Below are 13,388 nucleotides of genomic sequence, written 5' to 3' on the forward strand. Positions count from 1 at the left end.
ATAAAAAAAGCCCGGTAACGTCTGTTACCGGGCTTTGTGTTTGCTGTGTGTAATCTTTTTTAGCGGGTGGCAATATTAATAAAGATTTGCGCACCGATCAGCAGGCAATCGTCATCAACAAAATACGGATTGGCATGCAGATAGTTATTAATTCCTTTGGCTTTGTTACCGCTGCCGAGGAAATACATGGCACCTAATCTGTCTTTGGTGGCATTAATCATATAGCTGAAATCTTCACTGCCGGTCATCGGCTTACCGTTTGAGTCAATATTTTCAGCCGGTAAGAAGGCCGCTGCCGCGTTTTTAATGACTTCCGCTGCCTGCGGATGGTTAATTACGGCCGGGTAACCGCAGGCTTCCAGTGTGGTTTTAAAACCACCGGCTTCACTGCGGGCAACAATCTCTTTAAAGCTGGCTTTTAAGATTTTATCGGTTTCTTCATCCATAGAACGGATGGTGCCGCGTGCCTGCACATAATCAGCCAGCGCATTCGGGATGGTACCGCCGTTGATCATACCGCAGCCGAAAACAGCCGGGCTGAAAGGATCGGTTTTCTTGGCGACGATATAATCCATGTAATCAATGATACGGGTGGCTTCGCGGATAGCATCCAGCCCTTTGTGCGGCGTGGAGCCGTGCGCGGAAACACCGTGTACATCCAGCGTCCAGGCGGAGCCGTAAGAAGACATCACACCCGCGTTAAAACGGATGCAGCCGGTTTCAATCGCGGCGTCGTTATGCAGCCCGTAGACTTCATCCACACCGTCCATGCAGCCCATTTCCACCATTTTATCCGCACCCGGCACACGCATATCTTCTTCCGCCATCTGGAAGACAAAACGGACATTGTGTGTCAGTTCATCGCGGTGTTCGCTGAGGTATTTTGCCGCAGTCAGCGCGATGGTCATATGGGTGTCGTGACCACAGTTGTGGGCGCAGCCTTCGTGTACGGAACTGTGCTCGTTGCAGGTCATGTCCGGCATTTCCAGGCCGTCGATGTCGGTGCGGTAAGCAATCAGGCGGTATGCCGGATTGACGGTCAGTTCAGCGGTAAAGCCGGTGTATCCCTCAAACTGACGGATGGTGTAGCCGAAGCTTTCCATCAGTTCGCGGCAGTATTTTGAGGTTTTATATTCTTCACCGGACAGCTCAGGGATTTTATGTAAATCCTGGCGCGTTTTCTTGCTGAACGCCTCAAGCGCAAAGAGTTTTTCACTGACATTGTATTTATTGGTCATTACATTTACCCCGTAACTGAAACCGGTTTGTGTGCTGATAAAGAATCCCTGATGTAAGCGCGGGTATGACCGGAAACCGGTCATACCACAGCGCCGGCGCAACATGAGTACATTTTATTTTTACGAAAAAAAGTCTGCCTTCCGGAACCGGCGGGTTTCTGTCAGCAGCTGTTTTCGTTATTATTTGCAGGAGGGATTTTAACGTCAGTATTAAAAAAGTGAGCGTGACGGAGATCGTGTTTATATCATATCAGTATTTCATGGTGCATGAATAATAAGGATGATATCGGTAAAAAATAATATCACCGTGATAAAATCATATTATATTATTTATTAATATCAATATGTTATATAAGCCCTGGTTTCCTGATTTTTTATTTTTATTCTGCGTGAAATATAAATTCGCCACCCGAAATAACAATAATATTAATATTATTAAACAGAAATTAAGAAAAGTGTATTTATATATCCTTGCAGCCATTTTTGTATTATTCCGCCGGATCTCCGGCAATATCCTGAATTAGTGCTGAAAATTTACCTTATTACTGGTGGTTTTATCTGCGGCGCGCCCGGGCTACACTGAAATGACAGGATAAACACACAGAGCAGGCCGGTATTGTTCTGTGCAGCATCTTATTGCGAATCAGATTTATCACCAGTATGAGGGAAGATTTACGATGAAGCAGACTGTAGCGGGTTATATCGCAAAAATGTTGGCGGATGCAGGAATCAACCGTATCTGGGGTGTCACCGGAGACTCACTGAACGGGTTAAGTGACAGCTTACGTAAACTGGGCAGCATTGAATGGATGGGCACCCGGCATGAGGAAGTGGCCGCGTTTGCCGCCGGGGCGGAAGCCCATCTGACCGGTAAACTGGCGGTGTGCGCCGGTTCCTGCGGGCCGGGTAACCTCCACTTAATCAACGGATTATTTGATTGTCAGCGCAACCGCGTGCCGGTGCTGGCAATTGCCGCACATATTCCTTCCGGCGAAATCGGCAGTCATTACTTCCAGGAAACCCATCCGCAGGAGCTGTTCCGTGAGTGCAGCGTCTATTGTGAGCTGGTTTCCAATCCTGAGCAGATCCAGCAGGTGCTGGGTATTGCCATGCGCAAGGCGATTCTGGAGCGCGGCGTGGCCGTGGTGGTCATTCCGGGGGATGTGGCATTAAGACCGGCACCGGAATCGGCCCGCAATGTCTGGTATGAGCCGTCTCTGCCGCTGGTGATGCCGCAGCGGGATGAGCTGGTGAAACTGGCGGATGCCCTTAACGGTGCGAAAAACATCACACTGATGTGCGGAGCCGGATGTGCCGGGGCACATGATGAAGTTATCAAACTGGCGGAAACCCTGAAAGCACCGGTGGTGCATGCACTGCGCGGCAAAGAGCATATTGAGTATGATAACCCGTACAGTGTCGGGATGACCGGGCTTATCGGATTTTCCTCCGGGTATTATGCGATGGAAAACGCAGATACCCTGGTGCTGCTCGGCACGCACTTCCCGTACCGCGCGTTTTATCCGGCCAAAGCAAAAATTATTCAGGTGGATATCAACCCGGGCAGCCTCGGCGCGCACTGTGCGGTGGATATGGCGGTTATCGGGGATATCAAAGCCACACTCAATGCCATTCAGCCGCGCCTGCAGGCCAAAGAGGATCGCACCCATCTGGATGCGGCGCTGAAACACTATCAGACCGCCCGCAGTGACCTCGATGCACTGGCAACCGCAAGCAAACGGGAACTGATCCATCCGCAGTATCTGGCGAAGAAAATCAGTGAGCTGGCGGATGATGACACCGTATTCACCTGTGATGTGGGCACCCCGACGGTCTGGGCGGCGCGTTATCTCACCATGAACGGCAAACGGCGGCTGATTGGCTCCTTTAACCACGGCTCGATGGCGAATGCTATGGCGCAGGCTATCGGTGCTCAGGCGCATGACCGTAAACGCCAGGTGGTGGCGATGTGCGGTGACGGCGGGTTCAGTATGCTGATGGGGGATTTCATTTCCCTGGCGCAGATGCAGCTGCCGGTGAAAATCGTCATCTTTAACAACAGCGTGCTGGGTTTTGTGGCGATGGAGATGAAAGCGGGCGGTTATCTGACTGACGGAACCGATCTGCACAACCCGGATTTTGCCGCGATGGCGAATGCCATGGGGATCAAAGGGATCCGCGTTGAAGACAGCGAGTCACTGGACGATGCGCTGAAAACCGCATTTGCCCATGACGGCCCGGTTCTGGTGGATGTGGTGACGGCCAAACAGGAACTGGCCATGCCGCCGGAAATTAAGTTTGAGCAGGCCAAAGGCTTCAGTCTGTATATGCTGCGCGCGATTATCAACGGGCGCGGTGATGAGATTGTGGAGCTGGCAAAAACCAACTGGTTGCGCTGAGTTCACAGAGAGAAAAAATGCCGCATTTGCGGCATTTTTTTTGCTCAGTACCCGGCGGCAGACTCCAGCCGCCACAGATGAGCAGCCATCAGAGCCCGCCACGGGGCGAAATCTGCCAGCCATTCCTGAGTTTCATCCGCCGTTATTTTTTCATCCCGCGCCAGCAGGCGCTGCAGATTACGCCGTACCGCAACATCACCGTGCAGTGAGCCGTTCAGATAGTTAAAGCCGCGCAGCAGGGCATAGCTGACCGTCCAGGTGCCGATACCTTTGATCGCCGTCAGTGAGGCGGAAACCGCGTCTGCATTCTCCGGTGTGACCACATCCGGCAGCACCAGCGCTCCGCTTTCCAGTTGCTCACTCAGTGCCAGCAGGGCATTGGCTTTACCGACAGAGAAACCGCAGCTGCGCAGCCCGTCAAAATCGGTCTGTAAAATATGTGCCGCATCCGGATAGCACCACAGTCCGGAGGAGTGGCGCAGGCCGATATGCTGAATCAGGCGGCGGCGGATGGAAATCGCGGCCTGAACGCTGATTTGCTGACCGATAATCGCCCAGTTAATGGCTTCAAACGGTGTGGCGGACTGGTAGATCCGCAGCCCTTTCTGTTGCCGGATAAGGGGACCGGCCAGCGGGTGATCCTGATATTGTGTCTCGAATTCCTCCACCGGCTGGATCAGACCGAGCATATGCCGGGCAAGATAATGCATACGGGCTTCGTCTTCCGGCAGGGGGCCGGGACCGTCAGTACTGAGGGTGACACGTGCTTCTCCTGAACTGATTTCCAGCGTCAGTAACGCAGGATGGCTGTGCAGGCAAATCCCTTTCATCACCCGGTTTTCCGTGACCTCTTCGGCCACATGGTGATTATCACGTAAATGAAATGCGAGAAAATCCGCTGTATGATAGGGCTCAGGTAACGGAACAGTAATCGTTAACTTTTTGTTATTATTCAACTTTTCATACCTCAGAACAGGGCGGGCAATTGACCGGATTATAGCCGTTTTTGCTCCCGGACGTACGATTTTGGTCAAAATGTATATTTACAGAATAATAGGTGGATTATTCTGAATGAACTCCGCATACAAAATGTGGTACTTATACGTATGAACAAATGAGTTTAATTTCAGCACAGCAGCACAACTCAGAACGGATAAAGGCATTACCGATGGATATAAAACAATATTACCTTGAGGTTGCGGAAGGTAAAGGTAAGAGGATGACGTCGGAGGTTGTGGCATTCTCTCCCTCGCGGCTCAACCTGGCAGAGTTAGAAGAGCGTCTGGCATCACAAACCTTTTTCACACAGGGTGATATTGAATACGCGGAACATGATGAGAACAGCTTTTATTACACCTGTCATTACGGCGATGAAGAACTGCTGTTTCTGGTGTCACTGGCACCGCGGGCACCGGAACTGGAAATCAATCCTTACTATTCAACTGATCCGCTGTCTGCCGGACTGCTGGCCGAAGTCAACCAGACCGGGCAGGACATTTATGTTGAATGCCTTTTACAGAATGACGTGCTGCGAAGTTACCGGTACCAGCTGAAGATGGTACAGATTCTGGTGCCGGATTTATTGCTGGGCATCGATATCTCGGCAGCCGGGCGCGGTTTTACCCGTGAGTGGCTCAATTTTCAGCTGGAAAACGACGTGCAGCTGAACATTGAATCTCTGTATACCATTCATGCAATCTATGACACGGAAAATTCCCCGCCGACCATGTACTGGTTCCACACACACGGCCTGCTGCGCTGCGGGATCCCGGAAGTGGAACTGCTGCTGCCGCATACCATTAATGCGTACTACGGCATTCCTGATCTGCTGCGCAGTTTTATCGGGCAGAGTCTGAATGAAGGTAAGGTACTGTTTAATGAGCCGATGTTGTGCGGCCAGACGGAAAAACAGCTGGAATATATTGTGGCGCTGCCATATCAGGAAGGGATCCGCCAGATCAACAAAAATACCCCGATCGACCAGCTGAAGCCTCTCGAAGAGATCGATTACTCTCACGATAATATGCCGGAAAATGAATTTCTCGGCGATCGCGGAGATCGCGACGATCAGCATGACCATCCATCCTGTATGCTATTCCGTGTAAATGAAAGTTCGCCGGTGTTACAGACATTTTTCCGTGGTTTCGACGACGATGCCGCCATTATGTTTTACCGCCCGAACAGTGAAACCCATGAAATGGCGGTAAAAGCCCGCCTGCGCTGGCACTATTTTGCCCAGATGTTTGCGGAATACGGTCAGCCGGTGGTCAAAACGAAAAAAGGTCTGCTCGGTGGATTATTCGGTAAAAAAGCCCGTGATGAAGAAGATGAACATCCGTGGGCGTTTATGGTCAAATGCGGCATTCCGTACGGGGATGAGGATGACCTGGAGCACATGTGGTTTATCCCGGAAACTCTGGATAATGACGTGTTTACCGGCAAACTGATCAACCAGCCGTTTTATGTTGAAGAGATGGAAGAGGGGGGCGTATATCCGCTGAATACGGAGATGCTGACTGACTGGAATATCTATTTTTCCGGTGAGAAATATACCCCGGATACCATTTATCAGCTGCTCAGCCCGTCACAGGTTCACTGAGAACAGACGGTCCCGGAAAAAGCGCTGAAATGAAGGCGCTTTTTTTATGCCTGCGATTTTGTGCAGTAACCCACGTTATTAATACATACTGAATTATATCGTTGCTGCTTTTTTTTTGTTCCGGCTATAATCAATGATCGCCTGTTCCGGGTGGTTATATATCCTGTAAAACCAATAATCTATCTTATAATCTGTTATGCATTATCTGTCATGGAGTGCATTATGCCTGATTTGACGTCATTGCTCGGATTTGCCCTGGTTGCACTGGGAATGGTATTAACGCCCGGCCCTAATATGATTTATCTGATCTCCCGCTCACTCTGTCAGGGAAAGCGGGCCGGATATATTTCTCTTGCCGGTGTCGGCCTGGCATTTATTTTTTATATGCTCAGTGCGGCATTTGGTATCACCGCGCTCTTTTTTGCTGTTCCTTATGCCTATGATGCTTTGCGTATTGCGGGGGCATTGTATCTGCTCTGGCTGGCGTGGCAGTCGGTCAAACCGGGCGGACGCTCTGCATTTTCGGTGCGGGATTTACCGGAAGATAAGCCGAAAAAATTGTTCACCATGGGGTTTCTGACCAGCCTGGCGAACCCGAAAGTGGCGGGGATGTATTTATCGCTGCTGCCGCAGTTTATTGTGCCGGGGCACGGCAGTGTGCTGGTACAGTCTCTGGCGCTCGGAACAATACAGATTATGATCAGCCTGACAGTTAACGGACTGATTATTCTGATGGCGGGCTCGGTGGCTGTCTTTATGACGGGCCGTCCGTTCTGGCAGGTGGTGCAGCGCTGGCTGATGGGGACTGTGCTGGCCGGGCTGGCTGTCCGGATGGTGCTGGAATCCCGGCGCTGAGGTGATAAAAAAACAGACCGGCTCACAAAGCCGGTCTGTTTCGTTTCCGTTATTGCTCTTCGCGGCGGAGCCACTGCTCCACCTGCAGCTGTTCTTCCTGTGTGAGCCACATTCCCAGTTTGGTTCTGCGCCAGAGCGCATCTTCTGCGGTGATCACCCACTCGTGCTGTACCAGATAGCGCAGCTCGGCTTCATACAGGTTATGGCCGAATAACTGCCCGAGATCGCTGAGGGATTGCGCATCTCCGATAATTTTTTCTGTCTGACTGCCGTAGGTGCGGGCCAGGCGCAGCGCCAGTCCGTTCGGCAGCCAGGACCAGCGTTCTGTCAGCACTCGGGCATAATCGTCACGGCTCCGGCCGTTCAGTTCACCGCCGGTCAGTACCGCCTGTTTTGTCCATGCTTTCCCGGCGTGCGGATAGTAGGCCGCCAGTTTATCCAGCGCGTGTTCGCCCAGCTTGCGGTAAGTGGTGAGTTTGCCGCCGAAGACGGACAACAGCGGCGCCTGTCCGTTGTCATCATGCAAATCAAGCGTGTAATCGCGGGTGATTGCCTGTGGCGAGTCCGATTCATCATCACACAGCGGACGCACACCGGAGTATGTCCAGCGGATATCATCGCGGGTCAGGGTTTTGCGGAAGTGGTCGTTATACACATCCAGCAGATAATTAATTTCGTTATCATCGATTTTAACGTCTGCCGGATCGCCGTGATATTCCACATCGGTCGTGCCGATAATCGAAAATTCATCCATCCACGGAATGACAAACACAATGCGGTGATCTTCATTTTGCAGGATATAGGCCTGCGGCTCGTCGTGAGCGCGCGGTACCACAATATGGCTGCCTTTGATAAGACGGATACCATAAGGGGATTTGAGCTGTAATCCGTCATCAAAGAAGGTTTTTACCCACGGTCCGGCGGCGTTGACCAGCCCTTTTGCCTGCCAGCGCAGGGTTTCGCCGGTCAGGGCATTTTCCGCTTCCACCTGCCATAAACCGTTTTCGCGCCATGCGCGGGTGACTTTTGTCCGTGTGCGGACTTCGCCGTCCTGCCGCACGACTTCCTGTGCATTCAGCACCACCAGGCGGGCATCGTCCACCCAGCAGTCGGAATATTCAAAGCCTTTTTTAAACTCTGCTTTCAGCGGGGAGGCTGTACTGAAGGTCAGGCCGCGGCAGCTCGGCAGTGTGGTGCGTTTACCGAGATGGTCATACAGAAACAGCCCCGCGCGGATCATCCACGCCGGGCGCAGGTGCGGCTGATGCGGCAGACGGAAACGCATCGGGAAGGCGATATGCGGCGCCATTTTTAATAATACTTCGCGTTCAGCCAGTGCTTCGCTCACCAAACGAAACTCATAATGTTCGAGATAGCGCAATCCGCCGTGGATCAGTTTTGAGCTGGCCGATGAGGTGGCACAGGCGAGATCCCGTGCTTCCAGCATCAGCACAGACAGCCCGCGTCCGGCGGCATCAGCGGCAATACCTGCACCGTTGATTCCGCCCCCGATAACGATCAAATCTTTCGTTTCCATCCTCACTCCCGCATGACCATATTTGTTCTTTAATGCTCGTTATCGCTCATGATAGTGCAATGTGAACGATATTCCAACATTCAGGACATAAAAAAACGTTCTCCGTGACATGGATAACAATTCGTTAGCATATCCATACAAAGAATAATGAATTACGGCAGAGGGAAAAGGGAGGAAAACCGCGCCACCGGGCGGTGGCACGGGCAGAGATAATCAGCAGACTTCGAGCTGCACCTGTTGTTCGTCCAGGATTTTGATAATGCTTTCCGGCGGGCGTTTGTCGGTAAACAGGCAATCGATCAGCCCCATATTACCGAGGTTGACCATGGCGTTGCGGCCGAATTTGGAGTGGTCGGTCACGAGCATCACACAGCGGGAGTTTTCAATAATCGCCCGTTTGGTGCGGACTTCGTGATAATCAAATTCCAGCAGGGAGCCGTCAGTATCAATGCCGCTGATCCCGAGAATCCCGAAATCCAGACGGAACTGAGAGATAAAATCGAGCGTGGCCTCACCGACAATTCCGCCGTCACGGGAACGGACTTCACCACCGGCCAGGATCAGCCGGAAATCATCTTTCGCCATCAGAAGAGTGGCGACATTGAGGTTATTGGTGACGATGCGCAGATTTTTGTGTTCCAGCAGCTCATGCGCGACCGCTTCCGGTGTGGTGCCGATATCGATAAACAGTGTGGCACCGTCCGGGATCAGCGCCGCGACACGGCGGGCAATCCGGCGTTTTTCATCCGACCACATGCTTTTACGCTCATGATAGGCGGCATTCACCGAACTGGACGGCTGTGCAGCTCCGCCGTGGTGACGGTGGATTTTATTCTGCTCCGCCAGCTCATTGAGATCACGGCGGATGGTCTGCGGACTGACCTTAAAGTGCTCGACCAGCTCTTCTGTGCTGACATAGCCCTGTTTACTGACTAACTCAACGATAGCATCATGACGCTGTGTTTGTTTCACAAAATCCCCCGGTCAGATCAGTACCGCGCATATTCAGGTCTGTGCCGTGATATGCGGCGGTGATGTCATATTTTCATTATTATTCAGGCCGTCCGGCGGCGGTTGTCCCATACCGCCATCAGCAGGCCGGTCGCGAGACCGGATGCATGGGCCATGTTTGCAATCGGCATTGTACCAAATAAATCAAAGTAACCGATAACCAGCCATAATACCGAAAATACCATCATGGCGGCGGGCAGATAAATACCGGCGGACGGATTGCGCGCACCGGTATACCAGACATAAGCGATCAGCGCGAAAACCACGCCGGACAGGCCGCCGAAGGATGAGCCGCTGAAAAAGGATTGCGACCAGCAACTGACCAGGGCAGAAATCAGGGTGATCACAAGCAGCCGTCCGCTGCCGAGCTGTTTTTCCACCTGACCGCCGAGATACCACCACAGCGCCAGGTTCATCAGAATATGGGTCAGGCCGAAATGCAGGAACACCGGGCTTATCCACCGCCACAGTTCACCCTGCTGGTCAGGCTGCGGCCAGGCCAGATAGTCCATCACCGCGTCAGTGCCGCTTATCTGCATCCACAGAAAAACCAGTGCGCACAGTACGGTAATGGTGATGGTCAGCGGCCCGGCCGGGGTCACCAGGTTACTGAAGGCATGAGAGGCCGGGTAGCGGAACGGGGAATCGGTTTCACCGGATTCCCAGCTGGCGGCGAGATAGCGTTTATTCATCGGATCACGCATAAAGGTTTCCAGCTCAGCCTGTGTCTGTGCCAGTTTGCTTTCGTCGTCGAGCCACAATTCCGCGCCGCGCCCTTCGCGGGTGGCACGCATAGTGAGCTCAATATCCCGGGCGGCCATATAATCAATAAATGACTGGGCAATCCGCGGGTTGGCGATGGTGATCAGATAAACCATATAGCTGTCCGTTGTTAAGCAAGTGACCTGACTGTGTCCGGGTAATTGCGCAACCAGGCCTCAAAGCCGCCGTTGATGCTGTATACCGTTTCATAGCCGACATTAAGCAGATACTGAGCCGCGCCCTGACTGCTGTGCCCATGGTAACACATGACCATAACCGGCTGCTCATAATCTGTCTGATCCATGAAGGTATTCACGGTGTCGTTTGTCAGGTGAAATGCGCCGTCAGTATGACCGGCACGGAAGCTTTGCGGATCACGGATATCAACCAGGACAGCCCCGTTCTGCTGCCAGAGTTCATACGCCGTATCCGGTGTGATTAAGCGGATTTGTTCCATAATGATTTTTCGTATGCAGGTGAATATCAGCGGTGACAGAGCACCACCGGAAACCTGCCCGGCGGATAACCGGGCAGTGTATTATCACGGCCGTGCGATATCCGGCCGCTGCAGCACTGTCAGTAAACAGCACTATCAGTAATAAGAGTGTTCGCCGCGCTGATGTTCAGTCAGGTCTTTAACGCCTTTCAGTTCACCGGCAAACATATTCAGTAACTCTTTTTCGATCCCTTCTTTCAGGGTGACATCCACCATGGAGCAGCCGTTACAGCCGCCGCCGAACTGGAGGATGGCATAGCCTTCGTCCGTGATTTCCATCAGGGAAACACGGCCGCCGTGCCCGGCCAGCTGCGGGTTGATCTGAGATTGCAGAACGTACTCGACACGCTCGATCAGCGGGGCATCATCCGCCACTTTACGCATTTTGGCGTTCGGGGCTTTTAAGGTGAGCTGAGAGCCGAGCTGATCGGTCACGAAGTCGATCACGGCTTCGTCAAGGAACGGTGCGCTCAGTTCATCAACATAGGCGGTCAGCTGCTCAAACGGCAGCGCGGTATCGGTCGCTTCCACAGCATCAGGCGGACAATAAGAGACTCCGCATTCCGCGTTGGGAGTGCCCGGGTTAATAACAAAAACACGGATTTGTGTGCCGGGTTCCTGGTTGGCAAGCAGTTTGGAAAAATGTGCCTGCGCAGCGTCAGTAATAGTAATCATAACATTGCCCAAAAATAGTTGACTGTTCCGGTTGGTTATAATACGCCCATTTGCGGGTTCACTACAAGGTGCGGCAAAGGCACCACACCCGGACTGCCGCCGCGCCCGCACGAATGAGCAATTCAGACAGCGCTGTCATGGTCGCCCCTGTTGTGATGACATCATCGGTCAGCGCAATATGCAGTCCGCGGACATCACGGGTGACGGCAAACGCAGAGGACAGGTTTGTCAGGCGCTGTGTGCGGGACAGCATCCGCTGGCTCAGTGTAGCACGGGTGCGGATAAGGCCGGAACTGTCATAAGGGCAGCGCAGCCATTTTGCCAGCGGAAGGGTGATAAGATCACTCTGATTAAACCCGCGCCGCCATTGCCGGTAGCGGTAAAGCGGGACACTGAGCAGCAGATCCGGCTTCGGACATTCCCCGGCGCGGTAAGCTGCCAGCACCCGGCGCAGCAGCAGCCGTGCCAGTGCACGGGCAATGTGTGTCTGCCCGCTGTATTTGAGGCGGTGAACCAGGGCGGCCAGCGGTGGCTGATAGCCGGTTACGGCCAGCAGGCTCTGCCACGGCGGCGGGGATTGCAGACAGCGGCCGCATTCCGGCTCCGGTGTCACCAGCGGTAGGCCGCAGCGACGGCAGACCGGCGGCATCTCCGGCAGTCCCCGTTCGCAGAATCCGCAGATACCGTGTGCGGCAATTGCCAGCGGCTGATTGCACAGCAGGCAGTAATTCTCAATAATAACCATCCGTCTTCCCTCCGGATAAATAAGGAAACAATAACGATGGCAACGCTTTTTTGGCAGCAGAGCGGACAGGGTTCGCGTGATCTTGTGCTGTTACACGGCTGGGGACTGAACAGCGAAGTATGGAACAGCATTGAATTGCGGCTCGCACCGCATTTCCGTATTCACAAGGTTGACTTACCGGGTTACGGGCGCAGCCAGGAATTCGGAGAGATGTCACTGACGGAGATGTCGGATACCGTTTTCGCGCAGATGCCGGAAAATGCGGTGCTGGCGGGCTGGTCACTGGGCGGGCTGGTGGCTGCGGATATTGCACTGCGTTACCCGCAGGCAGTGAGCCATCTGGTGACAATCTGTTCATCGCCGTGTTTTGGTGCACAGGAAGAGGAAGGCTGGCCGGGGATCAAACCGACGGTGCTGAGCGGCTTTCAGCATCAGCTGGCGACCGATTTTCAGCGTACTGTTGAGCGTTTTCTGGCACTGCAGACACTGGGAATCGCAAGTGCCCGTCAGGATGCCCGTACACTGAAATCAGTGGTACTGGGACAGCCGATGCCGGGTGTGTCAGTACTGAATGCCGGGCTGGAGATTCTGAGAACCGCCGATCTGCGCAGCGGACTGCCGTCCCTGACAATGCCGTTCCTGCGGATCTATGGTTATCTCGATGGCCTGGTGCCGCGTAAAGTCGCGTCACTGCTGGATGAGCAACTGCCGTCCTCTCCATCCGTTATTATGCGTAACAGCGCTCACGCACCGTTTATTTCACATCCGGATGAGTTTTGTGAGGTACTGACGGAGTTTGTTAAATAAAAAAATACCCGCACAACGGCGGGTAAGTTTTATGAATGAATCTGATACACCTTTGTGTCACAGCCCTGACTTTCAGGGCACTGTTTGCAGCTGCTGCTCAGACAGCTGCTGACATCCACCGCTTCAATTTTTCCCATGGCAGCCAGCTTTTCCATGATGGCCTGCACCAGGGCTTCCGGGGCATTCAACTGGTGGCTGAGCAGCCGGGCATCTGCCCGGCCGTTCAGTGCAATGGCGTCACGTACTGCGATCAGGCTGATCATG

General features: G+C 53.2%; 14 protein-coding genes. 5 read left to right on the plus strand and 9 right to left on the minus strand.

Annotated elements, in window-relative coordinates; all coding sequences use genetic code 11:
- Positions 1 to 59 precede the first annotated feature (59 nt).
- Positions 60 to 1,238 (minus strand): M20 metallopeptidase family protein, encoded by a 1,179-nt coding sequence (locus HMPREF3119_RS09815; protein ID WP_032098644.1) that lies wholly within the window; start codon positions 1,236 to 1,238, stop codon positions 60 to 62.
- Positions 1,239 to 1,915: 677 nt separating this feature from the next.
- Between HMPREF3119_RS09815 and poxB the strand changes: the two genes are divergently transcribed.
- Positions 1,916 to 3,637 (plus strand): ubiquinone-dependent pyruvate dehydrogenase, encoded by a 1,722-nt coding sequence (poxB, locus tag HMPREF3119_RS09825; RefSeq protein WP_049241476.1) that lies wholly within the window; start codon positions 1,916 to 1,918, stop codon positions 3,635 to 3,637.
- A 44-nt stretch (positions 3,638 to 3,681) separates the two neighbouring features.
- Here the strand turns inward: poxB and HMPREF3119_RS09830 are convergent, their stop codons facing one another.
- Complete coding sequence (locus HMPREF3119_RS09830; RefSeq protein WP_070579564.1) at positions 3,682 to 4,593, minus strand: DNA-3-methyladenine glycosylase family protein; 912 nt, start codon at positions 4,591 to 4,593, stop codon at positions 3,682 to 3,684.
- A 212-nt stretch (positions 4,594 to 4,805) separates the two neighbouring features.
- Here HMPREF3119_RS09830 and HMPREF3119_RS09835 point away from each other — a divergent pair, with 212 nt between their 5' ends.
- Positions 4,806 to 6,236 (plus strand): DUF4026 domain-containing protein, encoded by a 1,431-nt coding sequence (locus HMPREF3119_RS09835; protein WP_070579565.1) that lies wholly within the window; start codon positions 4,806 to 4,808, stop codon positions 6,234 to 6,236.
- 222 nt (positions 6,237 to 6,458) lie between these two features.
- Positions 6,459 to 7,091 (plus strand): LysE family translocator, encoded by a 633-nt coding sequence (locus HMPREF3119_RS09840; protein ID WP_070579568.1) that lies wholly within the window; start codon positions 6,459 to 6,461, stop codon positions 7,089 to 7,091.
- 49 nt (positions 7,092 to 7,140) lie between these two features.
- On the opposite strand, the gene glpD is transcribed toward HMPREF3119_RS09840, so the two are convergent.
- From glpD to glpE, 4 genes are all read right to left on the minus strand, one after another.
- On the minus strand, positions 7,141 to 8,628 hold the full coding sequence (gene glpD, locus HMPREF3119_RS09845) for a glycerol-3-phosphate dehydrogenase (protein WP_070579571.1): 1,488 nt from the start codon (positions 8,626 to 8,628) through the stop codon (positions 7,141 to 7,143).
- A gap of 213 nt (positions 8,629 to 8,841) precedes the next feature.
- Complete coding sequence (locus HMPREF3119_RS09850; RefSeq protein ID WP_004904672.1) at positions 8,842 to 9,600, minus strand: DeoR/GlpR family transcriptional regulator; 759 nt, start codon at positions 9,598 to 9,600, stop codon at positions 8,842 to 8,844.
- 83 nt (positions 9,601 to 9,683) lie between these two features.
- Positions 9,684 to 10,517 carry a rhomboid family intramembrane serine protease GlpG gene (gene glpG / locus HMPREF3119_RS09855; protein ID WP_004237956.1) on the minus strand — a complete coding sequence of 278 codons (834 nt, stop codon included), beginning with the start codon at positions 10,515 to 10,517 and terminating at the stop codon, positions 9,684 to 9,686.
- A 14-nt stretch (positions 10,518 to 10,531) separates the two neighbouring features.
- Positions 10,532 to 10,858, minus strand: coding sequence for a thiosulfate sulfurtransferase GlpE (gene glpE / locus HMPREF3119_RS09860; RefSeq protein WP_004237957.1), 327 nt, complete (start codon positions 10,856 to 10,858; stop codon positions 10,532 to 10,534).
- Between the two features lies 1 nt (position 10,859).
- On the opposite strand from glpE, the gene HMPREF3119_RS19395 reads away from it, so the two are divergent.
- Positions 10,860 to 11,000 carry a hypothetical protein gene (locus HMPREF3119_RS19395; protein ID WP_159298522.1) on the plus strand — a complete coding sequence of 47 codons (141 nt, stop codon included), beginning with the start codon at positions 10,860 to 10,862 and terminating at the stop codon, positions 10,998 to 11,000.
- Here the strand turns inward: HMPREF3119_RS19395 and nfuA are convergent.
- Together nfuA and HMPREF3119_RS09870 are read right to left on the minus strand one after the other, a co-directional pair.
- A complete protein-coding gene (nfuA, locus tag HMPREF3119_RS09865; RefSeq protein ID WP_004237958.1) occupies positions 10,994 to 11,572 on the minus strand; it encodes a Fe-S biogenesis protein NfuA in 579 nt (192 codons plus the stop codon). The two genes, HMPREF3119_RS19395 and nfuA, sit on opposite strands and share 7 nt — an antisense overlap.
- 61 nt (positions 11,573 to 11,633) lie before the next feature.
- Complete coding sequence (locus tag HMPREF3119_RS09870) at positions 11,634 to 12,317, minus strand: double zinc ribbon domain-containing protein (protein ID WP_004904678.1); 684 nt, start codon at positions 12,315 to 12,317, stop codon at positions 11,634 to 11,636.
- Positions 12,318 to 12,353: 36 nt separating this feature from the next.
- Here HMPREF3119_RS09870 and bioH point away from each other — a divergent pair, with 36 nt between their 5' ends.
- Positions 12,354 to 13,124: a pimeloyl-ACP methyl ester esterase BioH gene (gene bioH / locus HMPREF3119_RS09875; protein WP_049246097.1), complete on the plus strand. Its 771-nt coding sequence runs from the start codon at positions 12,354 to 12,356 to the stop codon at positions 13,122 to 13,124.
- Positions 13,125 to 13,153: 29 nt separating this feature from the next.
- Here bioH and HMPREF3119_RS09880 read toward each other — a convergent pair whose 3' ends face one another.
- A complete protein-coding gene (locus HMPREF3119_RS09880; RefSeq protein ID WP_004237963.1) occupies positions 13,154 to 13,387 on the minus strand; it encodes a FeoC-like transcriptional regulator in 234 nt (77 codons plus the stop codon).
- Between the last annotated feature and the right edge of the window lies 1 nt (position 13,388).

The sequence above is a fragment of the Morganella sp. HMSC11D09 genome, from assembly GCF_001807955.1.
Classification (GTDB): Bacteria; Pseudomonadota; Gammaproteobacteria; order Enterobacterales; family Enterobacteriaceae; genus Morganella; species Morganella morganii.

What these genes read in the sequence shown, in the direction of transcription:
- HMPREF3119_RS09835 (WP_070579565.1), top strand. Translation starts at nt 4,806, where the DNA reads ATGGATATAAAACAATATTACCTTGAGGTTGCGGAAGGTAAAGGTAAG.
- glpD (WP_070579571.1), bottom strand. Translation starts at nt 8,628, where the DNA reads ATGGAAACGAAAGATTTGATCGTTATCGGGGGCGGAATCAACGGTGCA.
- HMPREF3119_RS09840 (WP_070579568.1), top strand. Translation starts at nt 6,459, where the DNA reads ATGCCTGATTTGACGTCATTGCTCGGATTTGCCCTGGTTGCACTGGGA.
- HMPREF3119_RS09870 (WP_004904678.1), bottom strand. Translation starts at nt 12,317, where the DNA reads ATGGTTATTATTGAGAATTACTGCCTGCTGTGCAATCAGCCGCTGGCA.
- glpE (WP_004237957.1), bottom strand. Translation starts at nt 10,858, where the DNA reads ATGGAACAAATCCGCTTAATCACACCGGATACGGCGTATGAACTCTGG.
- bioH (WP_049246097.1), top strand. Translation starts at nt 12,354, where the DNA reads ATGGCAACGCTTTTTTGGCAGCAGAGCGGACAGGGTTCGCGTGATCTT.
- HMPREF3119_RS09815 (WP_032098644.1), bottom strand. Translation starts at nt 1,238, where the DNA reads ATGACCAATAAATACAATGTCAGTGAAAAACTCTTTGCGCTTGAGGCG.
- poxB (WP_049241476.1), top strand. Translation starts at nt 1,916, where the DNA reads ATGAAGCAGACTGTAGCGGGTTATATCGCAAAAATGTTGGCGGATGCA.
- HMPREF3119_RS09880 (WP_004237963.1), bottom strand. Translation starts at nt 13,387, where the DNA reads ATGATCAGCCTGATCGCAGTACGTGACGCCATTGCACTGAACGGCCGG.
- nfuA (WP_004237958.1), bottom strand. Translation starts at nt 11,572, where the DNA reads ATGATTACTATTACTGACGCTGCGCAGGCACATTTTTCCAAACTGCTT.
- HMPREF3119_RS19395 (WP_159298522.1), top strand. Translation starts at nt 10,860, where the DNA reads ATGATTTTTCGTATGCAGGTGAATATCAGCGGTGACAGAGCACCACCG.
- glpG (WP_004237956.1), bottom strand. Translation starts at nt 10,517, where the DNA reads ATGGTTTATCTGATCACCATCGCCAACCCGCGGATTGCCCAGTCATTT.